The sequence below is a fragment of the Paenibacillus sp. FSL R5-0407 genome (genome assembly GCF_038009185.1).
GTDB classification, from domain to species: domain Bacteria; phylum Bacillota; class Bacilli; order Paenibacillales; family Paenibacillaceae; genus Fontibacillus; species Fontibacillus vini.
Window position 1 is genome coordinate 213,723 of the sequence record NZ_JBBPAX010000001.1, and the last position, 14,626, is coordinate 228,348.

The 14,626-nt window shown below is 51.3% G+C and carries 13 protein-coding genes; 5 read left to right on the forward strand and 8 right to left on the reverse strand.

Translation table 11 applies throughout. From position 1 onward, the window contains the following. Positions 1-169: 169 nt before the first annotated feature. The 8 genes from NYE70_RS01035 to NYE70_RS01070 form a co-directional block, all read right to left on the reverse strand. Positions 170-4,390, reverse strand: a complete 4,221-nt coding sequence (locus NYE70_RS01035) for an acyl-CoA dehydratase activase-related protein (protein WP_341047476.1) — start codon at positions 4,388-4,390, stop codon at positions 170-172. A 17-nt stretch (positions 4,391-4,407) separates the two neighbouring features. Then, positions 4,408-4,890 (reverse strand): MarR family winged helix-turn-helix transcriptional regulator, encoded by a 483-nt coding sequence (locus NYE70_RS01040; RefSeq protein ID WP_341044755.1) that lies wholly within the window; start codon positions 4,888-4,890, stop codon positions 4,408-4,410. A gap of 280 nt (positions 4,891-5,170) precedes the next feature. Next, positions 5,171-5,953: a hypothetical protein gene (locus NYE70_RS01045; RefSeq protein ID WP_211021065.1), complete on the reverse strand. Its 783-nt coding sequence runs from the start codon at positions 5,951-5,953 to the stop codon at positions 5,171-5,173. Next, positions 5,940-6,977, reverse strand: a complete 1,038-nt coding sequence (locus tag NYE70_RS01050; protein ID WP_341044756.1) for a M42 family metallopeptidase — start codon at positions 6,975-6,977, stop codon at positions 5,940-5,942. Before NYE70_RS01050 ends, NYE70_RS01045 begins: the two co-directional genes overlap by 14 nt. Before the next feature lie 32 nt (positions 6,978-7,009). Next, positions 7,010-7,333 carry a LapA family protein gene (locus NYE70_RS01055; RefSeq protein ID WP_211021067.1) on the reverse strand — a complete coding sequence of 108 codons (324 nt, stop codon included), beginning with the start codon at positions 7,331-7,333 and terminating at the stop codon, positions 7,010-7,012. A gap of 79 nt (positions 7,334-7,412) precedes the next feature. Further along, a complete protein-coding gene (gene pepF, locus NYE70_RS01060; protein ID WP_211021494.1) occupies positions 7,413-9,203 on the reverse strand; it encodes an oligoendopeptidase F in 1,791 nt (596 codons plus the stop codon). A gap of 207 nt (positions 9,204-9,410) precedes the next feature. Beyond that, positions 9,411-9,590 carry a hypothetical protein gene (locus tag NYE70_RS01065; RefSeq protein WP_290407491.1) on the reverse strand — a complete coding sequence of 60 codons (180 nt, stop codon included), beginning with the start codon at positions 9,588-9,590 and terminating at the stop codon, positions 9,411-9,413. A 43-nt stretch (positions 9,591-9,633) separates the two neighbouring features. Further along, complete coding sequence (locus NYE70_RS01070) at positions 9,634-9,867, reverse strand: hypothetical protein (protein ID WP_290407490.1); 234 nt, start codon at positions 9,865-9,867, stop codon at positions 9,634-9,636. A gap of 245 nt (positions 9,868-10,112) precedes the next feature. Here NYE70_RS01070 and NYE70_RS01075 point away from each other — a divergent pair, with 245 nt between their 5' ends. The 5 genes from NYE70_RS01075 to NYE70_RS01095 all read left to right on the forward strand — a co-directional run bounded on the left by NYE70_RS01075 (position 10,113) and on the right by NYE70_RS01095 (position 14,584). After that, on the forward strand, positions 10,113-10,310 hold the full coding sequence (locus tag NYE70_RS01075; protein WP_018750471.1) for a cold shock domain-containing protein: 198 nt from the start codon (positions 10,113-10,115) through the stop codon (positions 10,308-10,310). Positions 10,311-10,930: 620 nt separating this feature from the next. Next, complete coding sequence (locus NYE70_RS01080; protein WP_213654786.1) at positions 10,931-11,881, forward strand: helix-turn-helix transcriptional regulator; 951 nt, start codon at positions 10,931-10,933, stop codon at positions 11,879-11,881. Between the two features lie 12 nt (positions 11,882-11,893). After that, the gene (locus NYE70_RS01085; protein ID WP_341044757.1) at positions 11,894-12,982 is read left to right on the forward strand and encodes a DNA glycosylase AlkZ-like family protein; all 1,089 of its coding nucleotides are present in this window, start codon (positions 11,894-11,896) and stop codon (positions 12,980-12,982) included. A gap of 19 nt (positions 12,983-13,001) precedes the next feature. Further along, on the forward strand, positions 13,002-13,904 hold the full coding sequence (locus NYE70_RS01090) for a hypothetical protein (RefSeq protein WP_341044758.1): 903 nt from the start codon (positions 13,002-13,004) through the stop codon (positions 13,902-13,904). Between the two features lie 263 nt (positions 13,905-14,167). Then, positions 14,168-14,584 (forward strand): RDD family protein, encoded by a 417-nt coding sequence (locus NYE70_RS01095; RefSeq protein ID WP_341044759.1) that lies wholly within the window; start codon positions 14,168-14,170, stop codon positions 14,582-14,584. Positions 14,585-14,626: the final 42 nt, after the last annotated feature.

Genomic DNA, 14,626 nt, shown 5'->3' on the forward strand with positions numbered 1-14,626 from the left:
AAAACAGACTGTTTTTATATAAACCTAGGAAATAGGGCCCCTCATGTCCCTTATTTTAGGCGTAATGCGTCATTCAAGGCCAAATAAGACCCGTTTTGTCCCTTAATCATGACCCTAGATTAAAACCGCCCCCGGATCCAATATGGATTTTGGGGGCGGTTTTGCTGACTCAGCACAACACGCCGTTCGCAATCGACATCATCAGCTTGATCCGGTTGATCTGGTTGACCTCGCTGGCCCCGGCATCGTAATCGATCGCAGCGATGTTGGCTTCCGGGTACATTTCCTTCAGGCCCTTGACCATGCCGCGGCCGGTAATATGATTCGGCAGGCAGGCGAACGGTTGAATGCAGACGATATTGTTGACGCCGTGATCCAGCAGTTCCATCATTTCGGCGGTCAGAAACCAGCCTTCTCCCATCTGGTTTCCGACGGATAAGAGCCGGCTGGCTTTATCCGCCAGATCATAGATACTCTCAGGAGGCGTGAGGAAGCGGCTATGTTCAAGCGCTTTTTTTACGGGCTTACGGTACATTTCCAGATAGCCGATCACCATAGGATTGACCAGTCCCAGCATTTTGCTCTTGCCGAGCTGATCAGCCTTATAGATCGGGTTATACAGGCAGTAGAACATAAAATCCAGAAAATCCGGCACGACCGCTTCGCCGCCCTCGGCCTCGATTACCTCTACGAGCCGGTTGTTGGCATCGGGATGGAACTTGATGAGGATTTCGCCGACGATGCCGACTCGGGGTTTAGTCTTCCCAGTTAGGGGCAATGCCTCGAATTCCTCAACCATCGTGGCAATATACTCTTTATATTGTGCAAAGGAAAACCGCCGCAGCGAGTGACGGCATAAATTCATCCATTTGCGAAACAGCAGTTCCGTATCCCCGGCATTGAGCTCATATGGACGGAAGCGGTAAAGCAGCCGCATCAGCAAATCGCCATAACAGCAAGCGGCGATCAGCCGGTTGATGATTTTTAGATTCAGCTTGAAGCCGGGCTGGTTCTCCAGTCCCGAAACATTGAGCGAGATGACCGGGATTTGCTCCATCTTCGCTTCCTTCAGCGCTTTGCGGAGGAGGCCGATATAATTGGTGGCCCGGCATCCGCCTCCGGTCTGCGTCAAAATGACCGCAGTCCGGTCCGGATCATAATCCCCGCTTTTTAACGCGGCCACGATTTGTCCGATGGTCACGATGGCGGGATAGCAGGCGTCATTATTGACGAATTTGAGCCCTTCTTCCGTCGTTTCTTTACTTGCCGTCTTCAACACCTTAAGCCGGTATCCGACTTCCCGGAACACCGTTTCGAACAACTCGAAATGAATCGGGGAAACTTGCGGCGCCAGGATCGTATAGCTATCTTTCATTTTCTTCGTAAAAGGGGCCGGGTGAACCGGGGCAGGCATACCGTCCAGTGGCGATTTAACCGTTTCCCGTTCCTTCATGGCAGCCAACAGGGAGCGCAGCCGAATCCGCGCGGCTCCCAGGTTGCTGATCTCATCCACTTTGATAAGGGTAAACGTTTTGCCTTCCCGTTCCAGAATTTCCTGGACCGCGTCGGCGGTGATCGCATCGATGCCGCAGCCGAAGGAAGTAAGCTGTACCAACTCCAGATCGTTCCGCTCTGTAACGACATAGGCGGCCCGGTACATTCTTCCGTGATAGGTCCATTGATTAACGACCGGCAGCGGATGCTTCACTTCGCCGAGATGGGAAATCGAATCCTCGGTCAGCACGGCGAGACCCATTCCCGTAATCAATTCGGCGATTCCATGATTGATTTCCGGGTCCGTATGATACGGATGACCGCATAGAACGATCCCTTTTGTCCCTGTGCTTTGCAAATAATCGAGTGTTTCCTCGCCTTTGGCCCGGATTTCGTCCTTGGCCCGTTCCGCTTCCTCCCAAGCGTCTGCAAACGCGGATGCCAGCTCTTCTTTTGGAATGAACGGAAACGTCTCCTGCAGGCGTTTGCGCAACACCGGTTCCGAATCGAAATTGAGGAAGGGGCTAACCAGCGGAGTTCCGCCTTCTTTTAACGCATCGACATTCGTACGGATGACCTCCGGGTAACTGGCCACCACCGGACAGTTAAAATGATTGTCCGCGGATTCATCTTCCTTTTTCTCATATACGACGGCAGGATAGAAAATAAAGTCCACCCGGTTCCGGATCAGGCTTTGAATATGGCCGTGCGCCAGCTTGGCAGGATAACATACGGATTCGGAGGGAATCGTCTCCATTCCGCTTTCATACAGCTTTTTCGTCGATTTCGGCGATAACACTACCCGGTACCCAAGCTTCGTAAAGAAGGTGTGCCAAAAAGGATAATTCTCGAACAGATTCAGCACCCGCGGGATGCCGACAGTACCTCGGACGGCCTGCTCGGGCTCCAGGGAAGCGTACCTGAACATCCGGTCATATTTGTAGGCCGTCAGATTCGGCAGCCCGTTCTTCTCCATCTTCTGGGTTGCCCCGCGTTCGCAGCGGTTCCCGGTCACATGGAAGCTTTTGTCGGGAAACCGGCTTACGGTCATGGCGCAATTATTGCTGCACAGATAGCATCTGGCATGAGAGACCTCGCAAGCAAAAGTATCCAGCGCTTCCCGCGACAAAATTGTGCTAGATCCGGTCCCGGCGTGGCCGGTCCGTGCGATCAAAGCACAGCCGTAGGCGCCCATCATGCCGGCGATATCGGGCCGAACCACTTCCCGGCCGGTAAGCTGTTCAAAAGCACGCAATACCGCGTCATTCAGGAAGGTACCGCCCTGTACGATAATCCGTTCTCCCATGTCTTCGGGATTGCGGATTTTAATGACTTTTTGCAGCGCATTCTTGATTACGGAATAGGCGAGGCCGGCGGAAAGATCGGGGAGGGTCGCACCTTCCTTTTGTACCTGCTTGACCTTGGAATTCATGAATACCGTGCAGCGGGAACCGAGATCGACGGGCGCTTTAGCCTGCAGCGCTTGGTCGGCGAATTCGGTGATGTTCAGACCGAGCGTGCCGGCGAAGCTCTCCAGGAACGAGCCGCAGCCGGCCGAGCAGGCTTCATTCAGCATCAGGGTATCGATGGCGCCGCCTCGGATTTTGATGCATTTCATGTCTTGGCCGCCGATATCCAGAATAAAGTCGACTCCCGGCAGAAAGGAAGAGGCCGCTTTATAGTGAGCAACGGTTTCAACTTCGCCGCCGTCAATCCGGAACGCGGCTTTAACCAATCCTTCCCCATAGCCGGTAACATATGCGTGAGCTATGAAGCAATCGGCAGGAAGGATGTCGTAGATTTCTTTAAGAGCCTCCCGGACGGTAGCCAGGGGATTGCCTTTATTACCTGCATAGAACGTATGCAGGATTTGATCCTCGCTGCCGGTCAGGACGAGCTTCGTCGTCGTGGATCCGGCGTCGATACCGAGGAAGCAGGGACCTTCGTAGTTTGCCAGCTCAGCGCGTACGGCAGATGCGGCGACATGGCGCAGCTGGAACGCAGCCAGCTCCGCTTGGTTTGCGAACAGGGGCGGGAGCAGCGGGTCTTTGCCGCCGCCATACGAGCCTGAGGCAGCAAAGTTGACGGCCTGCAGCCGCTCCAACCAAGCGGACAGCGGAAGCTGCTCGCCACTCGCGCTGTGCAGACAGGCGCCTAACGCCACGAAGTATTGACTGCGTTCGGGGAAGAGGACCTCTTCCTCTGTGAGACCCAGCGTCAAGGCAAACCGCTCCCGCAGCATAGGCAGGAACGTCAGGGGGCCGCCAAGTAATGCCACTTTGCCGCGAATCGGGCGGCCGCAGGCCAGCCCGCTGATCGTCTGGTTGACAATGGCCTGGAAGATCGAGGCGGCGATATCTTCCCGCTGTGCGCCTTCGTTTAACAGTGGCTGAATGTCCGTCTTGGCGAATACCCCACATCGGGAAGCGATGGGGTAGATCGTCTCATAACGGCTTGCCAGTTCATTAAGCCCGGCCGGGTCGGTCTCCAGCAAGGCCGCCATCTGGTCGATAAACGCGCCGGTGCCCCCGGCACAGGCGTTGTTCATTCTTTGCTCGATGCCCCCGCGGAAATAAATAATCTTGGCGTCTTCGCCGCCCAATTCGATGGCGGTATCGGTCTCCGGCGCCAGAAGCTTGACGGCCTTCGTGCAGGCGACTACCTCTTGCAGAAATGGAATCCCGGCAAGCTCCGAGAAGGAAAGGCCGGACGACCCGCTCATGCAGACAGTCGCTTCCGCATCGGGATGTAAACGCATCAATTGTTCCCAAAGAGATAGAACCGCGTTCTGAATGTCCGAATAATGGCGGATGTAATGCTCATGTACAATTTCCGACCCTTGCATTGCGATTATTTTGGCCGTTGTCGATCCGATGTCCAGTCCGATTTGCAGCAGCATCTATTCACCTAATCTCATAAAGATTGACTTTGCATTTGCAGCGGGTGCTGCGTGTAACCCGTAGTAAACTTCTCCTGAATCACCCTCAGCGACCTCAAAAATATAGTCAGGTGCTCATCCGAAAAATCATCTAGAATATTTTGAAATACAAGGTTGCGTTTTGCGATCATTTCAGCCAGGGCCGATTGGCCGGCCGGGGTGATTTCAATCCAGCAAATTCGTTTGTCCTGTTTGTCTTTGACCCGCTTCAATAGACCTTCCTTGTCCAGTTTATTCACCGCGATCGTGTTGGCACTGGAAGAGAGGCCTACCCGGTCGGCGATTTGAGTGACCATGCAGGGTCCGCCCCGGGAAACCGTCAGAAGTATGAAGAACTTGCTGGGCAAGACTGAATCGCCTTCATTAAAAAATAATCGGCCCATATGATGGGCTATGGCCAAGGTAGACTCGCAAATTTCATTTACGGCGTCCTGGCCTGGAGGGTCACTGTCATTCATGTGAAAAACACGACCTTTCTCGGGTTCGAAGAAAGTTTTATGATAAAGCTTTATATACAAACTTTAACAAATTAGGTATTCAAGAAGCTGTGTTATATATAACAACTGGATATATTTTGATGCGAACGAATCCGTTATGGATTGAGTGCCCGTGTTAGCAGAACAGCGAACCTGGAAGAATGGCCAAGGTAAGACAATTTAAGAACACAAAAAAACCGCCCGATTTAACGAGCGGTTTAAGCAAGTAATTAGCCGAGAGCCAGCTACAGAGTTATAGCTATCAATGGATCACGATAATCTGCTGCAGATCTCGTGAATCACCGTACAGCGATACTTCGGCGGATTTCAATTGAGCGGAGCCGTCGCCGTCCAGAAAAATACCTTCTTTGGCGGAGCCGGGCGCAATCACTTCAAGAATCGCCGAGCGAAACTCGGCAGCGGTACACCGGTCCGGCGTTACGATCAGCCACAGAAGCCCAGCGTCGTCGTATACGAGGCCGGAGCGGAGGCGCCGTTCGTCAGGGTTAGGCAGATGCTCGCGGAGCATAGCTTCCTCCCAGGCGTTCTCATCGCCCAGATTCATGCTGACACCGCCTTGGGCAAAATACCGGCTGCGGTCCTGCACCTGCAGCTCGTCGGCGGACGAGGCGACTTGGACAGAGAATCTGTCAGCGGCTTCGTCCCAAACCAACGTACCGCGGGCGTATTTGGCGTTGAACCAGCCGGAGCCGTATTCGCCCGCCTGTCCTTTCACCGGCTCATCTCCGTTCACTGCGATAGACAAAACGGTGTCCTGGTAGAAGAAGCCGCCGTTGATACCGTACACACGGTAATCGCGCAGCGGCCGATCCGCGGCTCGAAGCTCGATCCGCTCAGGCTTAACGGCCATTGCGTGGATCTCGAGACCGCTGCTAGCGATAGCCTTATGATAGGTGTAAGGGTGGGGCAGCAAATAGCTCCGTCCCCAGGCCAGCATCCCGATCACACATAACGCGAGCAGTGCCGCGGCCGAAGCTGCCAAGGGCCAGCGGCTTCTTACCGTCGTAGCATTAGCCGGCAACATAAGCGGCCAGCAGTCTGGTCGTATTGAGAATCGCCTGCTTGTGCGTTCTTTCCATCGCGTGCGAGGCATGCACGCCTGGACCAATCAGAGCGGCCCGGATGTTATGGCCGCCGTGGAGTGCGGCAGAGGCGTCCGAGCCATAATGCGGATAAATATCCACCGCAAAGGCGATGTCCAGCCCTTTTGCCAGCTCGATCAACCGGCCGGTCATATCATAGTCATAAGGACCGGTGGAGTCTTTCGCGCAGATGGAGACATCGGTCTCCTTACAGCTCAAGTTATCGCCCATCGCGCCCATATCGACGGCGATCATTTCATGGACGCCGTCCGGGATCCAGGACGCCCCATGACCGACTTCCTCATAGTTGGAGATGAGGAATACAAGATCGTGCTTCGGCGTCCAGCCTTCGCGCTTGCTGGATTCCAGCAAGCCGAACAGCGCGGCGACGCTGGCCTTGTCATCCAGGTGACGGGACTTCACATAGCCGCTAGGCGTGATTACCGCCCGGGCGTCGAAGGAAATGAAGTCCCCCACCGAGATGCCCAGCTTCAGCACATCGTCCTTGTTCTCCACGAGCTCGTCGATACGCACCTCCATGTTCCGTTCCTCGCGCTTGAAGTCCCGCGCGTCGCTGTACACATGGACGGAGGGATGGGACGACAGAATCGTCCCGGTGTAGACTTTGCCGCCGCGGGTGTGAATTTGGCAGTACTCGTTCTCGATACTGTTCATCATAAAGCCGCCGACGGATGTGATCGCAAGCGTCCCGTTCGAATTGACGGCGCGGACCATGGCTCCGAGCGTATCGACATGGGCGCTGATCGCGATCTTGCGTGAAGAGTCGCTGCCTTTCAGGGTCAGTAATGCTCCGCCTTTTTCATTTTGCGAGAACGGTACGCCCAATGCTTCCGCTTCTTCGCGTACCAGGTTCATGACTTCCCGGGTAAATCCGCTTGGGCTGGGGGTATCGAGCAATTTTTTCAGTAATTCCAAAATATAAGTCTCATTGGGTTGAATGTTCATGGATAAGCCTCCTATGAATTCGTGTAGGTAAGTTAGTCTTGGAGTGGAGTCGTATCTTCAGCCGGTACGGCCGCGGTTGCAGGTTCCGGAAAAACATACCCCGTAGCCTCCTGGATATGTACGAGCTTTGCATTCAGTGTCTTTATTTCTCTTTGCAGTCGGTAGCCGCGATAAATGCCGAAGGCTCCGACAATAATGCCGCCGAGCAGCGTGGAGCCCAGGATCAACAGGATCAAGGGAAGGCTGATCGAGCCGAAGAGCAGATTCACGGGCACGGGATCGACATTGATTACGGCGAAAACTGCGGTAATTAGCGCAAAAACCATGGCTAAAATTAAGGACCATTGAATTTTCATGACGAGGAACACCTCCTTCTTATGACAGTATAAAATCCCTTGCCCGCAAGGAGCAAGGGATTCTCTGTTAAAGCCAACTTTATTTCGTCAAATTCTCCATTTGTTCAATGATGTCTTCGAACACGCTCATCGCTTCGCGGACCGGTTGCGGGGTGGACATATCCACGCCGGCCTTGCTCAGGATATTGATCGAATAGTCGCTTCCGCCGCTCTTCAGGAAACCGAGATAACGGTCGATCGCCGGCTGGCCTTCTTCCAGAATCTGTTTCGAGAAGCTGGTGGCCGCGGAGAAACCGGTGGCGTATTTGTACACATAGAAGCTCGTATAGAAGTGGGGAATCCGCGCCCATTCCATTTCGATATCCTGATCTACGGTCATCTCTTTACCGTGGTATTTCAAGTTGAGATCGTAGTAGATGGAAGACAGTTCCTGCGGTGTGAGCGATTCGCCCGCTTCAGCCCGTTCATGGATAAGCTTTTCGAATTCCGCGAACATCGTCTGCCGGAACAGGGTGGTCCGGAATTGATCGGCGTAATAGGTGAGCAGGTACATTTTTTGCTTCGGATCGGTCGAATGCTTAAGCAGGTAATCCATCAGCAGCGCTTCATTCGTCGTCGAGGCTACTTCCGCCAGGAAGATAGTGTACTGCGCGTCCCGGTACTTCAAGGCTTCGTCGGAAAAATACGAATGCAGTGCATGACCCATTTCATGGGCCAGCGTGAACATGCTGTTCAAGTTGTCCTTATGGTTCAAAAGCACGTATGGATGCGTTCCGTAAGCGCCCCAGCTGTAGGCGCCGGTCCGTTTGCCTTCGTTCTCGTAAACGTCGATCCAGCGGTTGTCGAAGCCGTCCTTCAGCACGCTGAGATAGTTATCCCCAAGCGGCTTCAAGCCCTCTTCCACCATTTTTTTGGCATCCTCATAAGTGATGTCCCATTTATACTCTTCCACGAGAGGGGCAAAAAGGTCATACATATGAAGCTCGTCGACGCCGAGCAGTTTTTTGCGCAGTTTCATATAGCGGTGGAGCAACGGAAGGCTCTCGTGCACCGTGTCAATGAGGTTGGTGTAAACTTCCTTCGGAATGTTGTCGCCATACAGGGACATTTCGAGAACCGAAGGATATTTGCGTACTTTGGAGTAGAACATGTTTTTGTTGACGTTGGCGCTCAAAGTAGCCGCAATCGTATTTTTTTGCTTGCCGTAAGTTTCGTAGACCGCCTTGAAGGCACGGCGGCGTACATCACGGTTCGGATTTTCAAGGAATTGAATGTAGCTGCCGTGTGTAAGCTCCACTTCTTTTCCGTTCTCGTCCTCGATCTTCGGGAACTTGATATCCGCATTGTTGATCATGCCGAAAATATGCTGAGGCGCTTGCGATAAGTTACCGACCTGGGCCAGCAACGCCTCTTCGGTTTTGCTCAGGACATGCGCTTTTTCCCGCTTGATTTCCTGCAGCGTAAATTTGTAATCCGCCAGCTCGGGATTGTCGATCAGGGCATCCAGCTCGCTCTCAGGCAGGGAAAGGATTTCCGGCGTAATAAAGGACAGCGCTTCGCCGATTTCCACGTTCAGTTTCTTGGCCTTTTGCGTCAGCGCCTGGTATGTAGGGTTTGTCGTATCCTGGTCATGGTTCAAATGGGCATACACATACAGCCGCTCCAGGTTTTGCGAGATTTCATCCTCCAGGGCAAAAATAGCTTTGACGCTCTGGGGATTATCCAGCTTGCCTTCGTAATCGGCTACTTTATTCTTCTGCTGTTTCAGTCCTTCAAGGGCCGTGTCCCAGGCTTTTTGATCAGGGAACATGTCTTCCAGCTTCCATGTATTCTCGGTTTGGACTTCGGAACGTTTCGGTAATGTGCTCATCGGAATCCTCCTTTGGTTTGGGTAAACTGAACCGGCAGCTGCCGGATGACCGGCTGCGGCCGCACTCGGCAAGGCGGTAGCCATGACGCAAACGGTCAACAGCAAATGGAGCAGACGGGGTCTTTGCATATTTAAATAGGAAACCTCCCTTGAAAAATAGAGACATTGTCCTATCATACCCTTTGTCGTCCGCTGTTATTTACCATTTCACCGGCCCATATTATAAAAACTGTAAACCAATAAAAAGAACGCAATTACGACCATCACGAGGGCAGTAATGGCATAGCCGCGCCGCAGTTTTGGAGGGATACTGTTCTTGGTCAATATAAGTACGACTCCCAATGCAAACGCGCAAATAATGAAAATTAGCAGGTTAGAACTGTCCATGACTTGGCTCCATCTCTCTTGTGTTTTTGGCGCGGTGCAGGGCTTAGACCTGCTTGAAGGCGTTCATGATGTCATGCCATTCTTCTTCCTTGCCGGCGAATTCCTCCTTGGGAAAACGGTTCTGCGCCCATTGCATCAATGCCGGACGACTGAGAAAAGTATGGGTTTCTTCGCCCCACTGGTCGGAAATTTCGCGTAAAATGATGTATTTTCCCTGTACTTCCACAGTCATCATATTCCACTTGTCTGTTTTGTATATTTCGTGTTTTTTGATCATGGCAATGGCTCCGATCTTTGGCTTCTTCATTTGCAAAATCAAGATGTCAAATTGTTCTGCTTAAATGAAATATTTTTATGTAAAATGATAACTCACCCCCTTAAGGAAAGCAAATGATTATAGGCACTTCATGAAAGAAATGGCGGGGAAACTTTGGGGAAAATGACACGTTGCATTGTCATGGGTCATAGAGTATAATATGGGTATTCGTCAATGATGACGATTATTTTTAGGAGGTTGTTCATTTGAAAGGTACAGTTAAATGGTTTAACGCAGAAAAAGGCTATGGCTTCATCCAAGTTGAAGGCGGCGAAGACGTATTCGTTCATTTCTCCGCGATTCAAGGCGACGGTTTCAAAACTCTAGAAGAAGGCCAAGCTGTTGAGTTCGAAATCACTGACGGCAACCGTGGTCCTCAAGCTGCTAACGTAATCAAATTATAAGACCTCTTCCGGGTTACCGGATCACTTATAAAGTTTGGTTCCAAGCACGATAATGAAGAACACAGCTCTTTTGGGCTGTGTTTTTTTTGCATCTACCGGAAGGGTTGGAATGGCGGGTGAAAAGGTGTTTGAGATGGTTGCAGATTGTTGTGGATATATGTGGATGGTTGTGGAAGGAGCGGTACCAATGAGCTTTGATTGGAGTAATTTGGGTGATATGAGTGATTGGTGTGTTTGGTGATGTGATTGATTAGGGTGATTGGAGAATTTCCAATGAGAATGCTCTTAATCCAGGTCCCTGTCGGGATCATTGGATAAATTCCAATGAAAAGGCATTATTTTCGGCAGAGGGAGGCATTTGCGGGATTTTTATTGGAAATTATCCAACCAGAGCGCGGAATTCGGCTAAATTAAACTTTTTTATTGGAAAAAATCCAATCCATACATAAGAAAATTGACTCGAGCTGCTGCCCGGCGCGTTGGCGGATCTGTTTCGAGCCTCAAAAGGAATCGGAAAATATTTGGAGAAGAGTATTAGGAATAACCTTCAAAAATTAGTGACAGTCAGTTGTCACCAATGCCATGGTAAGGTGAAATTGAGCGGGAGGAACTGAACAGTAATGAAGCGAATGGACCGGATGATGGCGATTGTAATGGCGCTTCAACAGCGGGCGGAGACCGCGAAGTCGTTGGCGGACAAGCTGGAGGTATCCAAACGGACGGTGCTGCGCGATATGCAGGCCCTATCTGAAATGGGGGTACCGCTGTATGCCGTATCCGGTCCGGGAGGGGGCTATCGCCTTATGGACGGTTATCGGCTTGCGCCCCTACAGCTTACCGCCGACGAGGCGCTAACGCTGCTGCTGGCCTTGGACGGGATGACCAAATACAGCGACGGACCGTTTCAGCAGGCAAGATGGACGGTGACGGACAAAATCCGGTCCGCTCTGCCGGAGCAAACTTTAGGTGAAATCGCGCCTTGGCTTGCGCATATCGGTCTGGAAGTGCCGAATCGCCCCACAAGGACTCCGCATTTAAATGCGCTGATGAAATATGCGGCAGAAGGTGCCTGGTTGCATGTGCTGTACCGTTCGCAAAACTACCGGCGCTATCTTGATTTACGTCCCGCCCGGATATATGCGGCGCACGGCTTTTGGTATTGCGAGGCTTATTCTCACCAGCACGAAGAAACGCGGACCTTCCGGGTAGACCGGATCGAGGAGTTGGCTGCGTTGACCCCTGAGGAAGCCGCGGGTTTGGAAGGTACGGCGGCACGGCAGGAATCCGTTGGCAACGGTAACGCATCCTCTGGACAGGCGGTTCGAATACTCGCCAAGCTTACTTATCGGGGAGCGCTTCAGGCGGAGCAGGATCCCGACATCGGGCATTTTGTCAGACAGACGAGTGACGAAGAATGGGAGGTTGGCTTTGATTGCCCGCCTTCGGAATGGAATTGGGCGATTTCTTTTTTCTTTCGTCTCGGTTTGGATGCGGAGGTGCTTGAACCTCGCTTGCTGCGGGACCTATTAAGGCAACAGGCAACGGACCTGATGGAAAGATACGAAGCTTAAGGAGGAAGCAGGTTGGAGAATTGGAAGCAAGGCATTATTTTGGCTGAACGGCTAAAAAGACAGGGGCTTGCGCACCCGCTCGTCAGTCCGGGGGATGAGGATGCCTACAAGACATTGTTCCGTAGGCTGCAGCCGGTCGCTCCGGTTCATTTTACCCGTCCGGGAGACCCTCCTCGGCTCGTTCATCGTACGGTCTATCCTGATTTTGGGGTATCGTCGGCCATCCGGGAACGGGGGGAACTGGTAAAGGCACGTTTTCAGGGCGGACGTATCGCTTACGTGCTGGAGGAGGATTTGAAGCTGTATGCGACGGCGTTCAAGAAAAAAATGACCCGGTCGGGAAATATCCACCAAGAGATTTTGGCGCTGATTCAAGAATCGGGAGGATTATCCAAAGACCAGTTAAAGGAGGAGCTTCCTTACCGGGCGGGAGATATCGGCAAAGCGCTGGAGGAACTCCAAAAGGCGTTTATCCTTTACGAACAGCAAACCGATACTGATTGGGATACGGGTTGGCTGGATTTTGCCGGGGAATGGTTTGAAATTCCGGGAGATCCGGAGAGCCGCCTTCAAGCGATGGAAGAAGTCGTGCTGCGTTTTACGGAAGGTATGGTGTTTGCAACGGAAGCCCAGATGAAAAGCTGGAGCGGCTGGACGGGGAAGCAGATCCGTGCTCTTGTTGAAGGACTTGTGGAGCAGGGACGAATGATTAGAACCGAAGTGGAAGGCTGGGGCGCAGGCGTGATCTGTGAGGGGGATCCTATTTTGACTGACCGGCTTGCCGCAGGTAGTGATCCTTCGTCTGTTCCGAAAAGAATATGGATGCTGGACAAGTCGGATTTTCTCGTTCGTACCGAATTAGATGAGCTTAAGAAGCGATACGAGGGCCGCGAAGTACTGCAGTACTTGTTGGTTGACGGAGTGTTTCAGGGTGCGGTAACCGGTCATTGGGGATTCAAAGACTACGATATCGAAGACATCATTCTGGATTTGCCGGAGGAAGAGGTCGCGGCGCGTCGTGATGAAGCCATTTCGGCAGTAAGGGAAGTTTATGATTCGAAGCATCATGCGATACTGAGATACAATGGGATACCACTTTAATAGTGAAAGAGGGGTTGAAATGGCGGATCACAAACCAACGGAAGTACTTGAACAAGCCCGCAAATTTATATATAGCAGTGCTAGGCTGCTGGATCGGATGCGCTTTGCCTATCATTTTGAGAATGGAAGCAAAGAACAGGTGCTGAATGCGCTGCTCCCTTATCAGAATACAGACGGCGGCTTCGGGAATGCGCTTGAGCCGGATATGCGCTGTCCGCAAAGCCAGCCGGTCACGACAGAGATCGCTTTAATGGTCATCAAGGAAGTCGAAGGCTGGGATAGTGACATCATGGATGGAGTGCTTTCCTATCTGAAAGGAATTACGCTGGACAACGGAGGACTTCCCAGAGCCACGACAAAGGTCAACGATTATCCCCATGCCCCGTGGTGGACTACGGAGCAAGATGGAATTCCTTCGCTCAACCCTACGGGCAGCATCATCGGAATGCTATTGGGACAGCGAGTACGGACCGACTTTTTGAACGAAGACTGGTTCGCAAAAAACATCTCCTTCCTGTGGAATTGTCTCGAGGATTCTGTCCCCGGCGATTTTCATGATGCGGCTCAGTGGATGTCCTTCTTGGGGAATGTGGAGGGGCTAGAAGCAGATGATCGGGGTTGGAAGAATCGGAGGGTGCTCGATGAATGGCTGGCCGGTCCGAACGGGATCGAGAAGAACCCCCACGCCGAAGGCTATGTGCACAAGGTGCTGGATTATGCACCGTCTCCCGACTCCTATGCTTCCAAGTTGATTCAGTCAGAGGAACTTAACCTGCATCTCGACTGGATGATCGGCAATCAGCTGGAGGACGGCGGATGGGACATCTCGTTTCCGGCCGTCAGTACCGCCGGGCACCAGGAATGGCGGGGCTGGCTGACCGTGGAAAATTTGAAGACGCTGAAGGCATATGGGAGAATTTAAAAATTATAAGAAGAATCTCTTAAGGCTGTGGCTCAAGAGGTTCTTCTTTTGAATAGAGAATGCGGTTAAGGCTGTTGTTCAAATAGGCATTGAAAGTCATGAATCTAATGGCGAAGGAACGTATTATACGGACGATTTATTTTTTGGTGTATGACTAGGGCTAACTTTATACTCTAGAAGTTTATAAGAGTCGAATACTGGAGTATATGGGCATGGAGCTAGTCTTCACGCTCTAAATTGTTTTAAAAAACAGGAGTGGGGAAATGTATTATTTAAAAAGATATCTTGCTTTTCAAGTTGATGTTATTTTATCGGGATTTCTTTTTGCTCCCTTATTAATCTTACTTACGTTTACATATCCTGAGTTTTTCTTTATTATGAAAAGTCAAATCTTTATTACCCTTACATATGCAATTATTATTATTTCATATTTTATTATTATGGATCTGATCGCCGGTAGATCGATCGGTAAAATTCTGTTTAAGCTAAAAATTGTTTGTTTGAATAACAAAGAATTGCCTAAATATCGAATTCTCTTAAGGGATCTCACTCGTATAGTCGATTTGTTATTTCTTGTACCTATGTTTTTAATGCTTTTTAATGAAAATAAACAAAGCCTACCGGATAAGATAATGAAGACAATGGTGATAGGTGATTTGGAAGTGAGTAGTAGTAAGTAATGGAAGGGACGTATGAGGACAAAGCGCTTAATAAAGATGAAT

What these genes read in the sequence shown, in the direction of transcription:
- NYE70_RS01095 (WP_341044759.1), top strand. Translation starts at nt 14,168, where the DNA reads ATGTATTATTTAAAAAGATATCTTGCTTTTCAAGTTGATGTTATTTTA.
- NYE70_RS01070 (WP_290407490.1), bottom strand. Translation starts at nt 9,867, where the DNA reads ATGATCAAAAAACACGAAATATACAAAACAGACAAGTGGAATATGATG.
- NYE70_RS01080 (WP_213654786.1), top strand. Translation starts at nt 10,931, where the DNA reads ATGAAGCGAATGGACCGGATGATGGCGATTGTAATGGCGCTTCAACAG.
- NYE70_RS01090 (WP_341044758.1), top strand. Translation starts at nt 13,002, where the DNA reads ATGGCGGATCACAAACCAACGGAAGTACTTGAACAAGCCCGCAAATTT.
- NYE70_RS01055 (WP_211021067.1), bottom strand. Translation starts at nt 7,333, where the DNA reads ATGAAAATTCAATGGTCCTTAATTTTAGCCATGGTTTTTGCGCTAATT.
- NYE70_RS01050 (WP_341044756.1), bottom strand. Translation starts at nt 6,977, where the DNA reads ATGAACATTCAACCCAATGAGACTTATATTTTGGAATTACTGAAAAAA.
- NYE70_RS01045 (WP_211021065.1), bottom strand. Translation starts at nt 5,953, where the DNA reads ATGTTGCCGGCTAATGCTACGACGGTAAGAAGCCGCTGGCCCTTGGCA.
- NYE70_RS01065 (WP_290407491.1), bottom strand. Translation starts at nt 9,590, where the DNA reads ATGGACAGTTCTAACCTGCTAATTTTCATTATTTGCGCGTTTGCATTG.
- NYE70_RS01040 (WP_341044755.1), bottom strand. Translation starts at nt 4,890, where the DNA reads ATGAATGACAGTGACCCTCCAGGCCAGGACGCCGTAAATGAAATTTGC.
- pepF (WP_211021494.1), bottom strand. Translation starts at nt 9,203, where the DNA reads ATGAGCACATTACCGAAACGTTCCGAAGTCCAAACCGAGAATACATGG.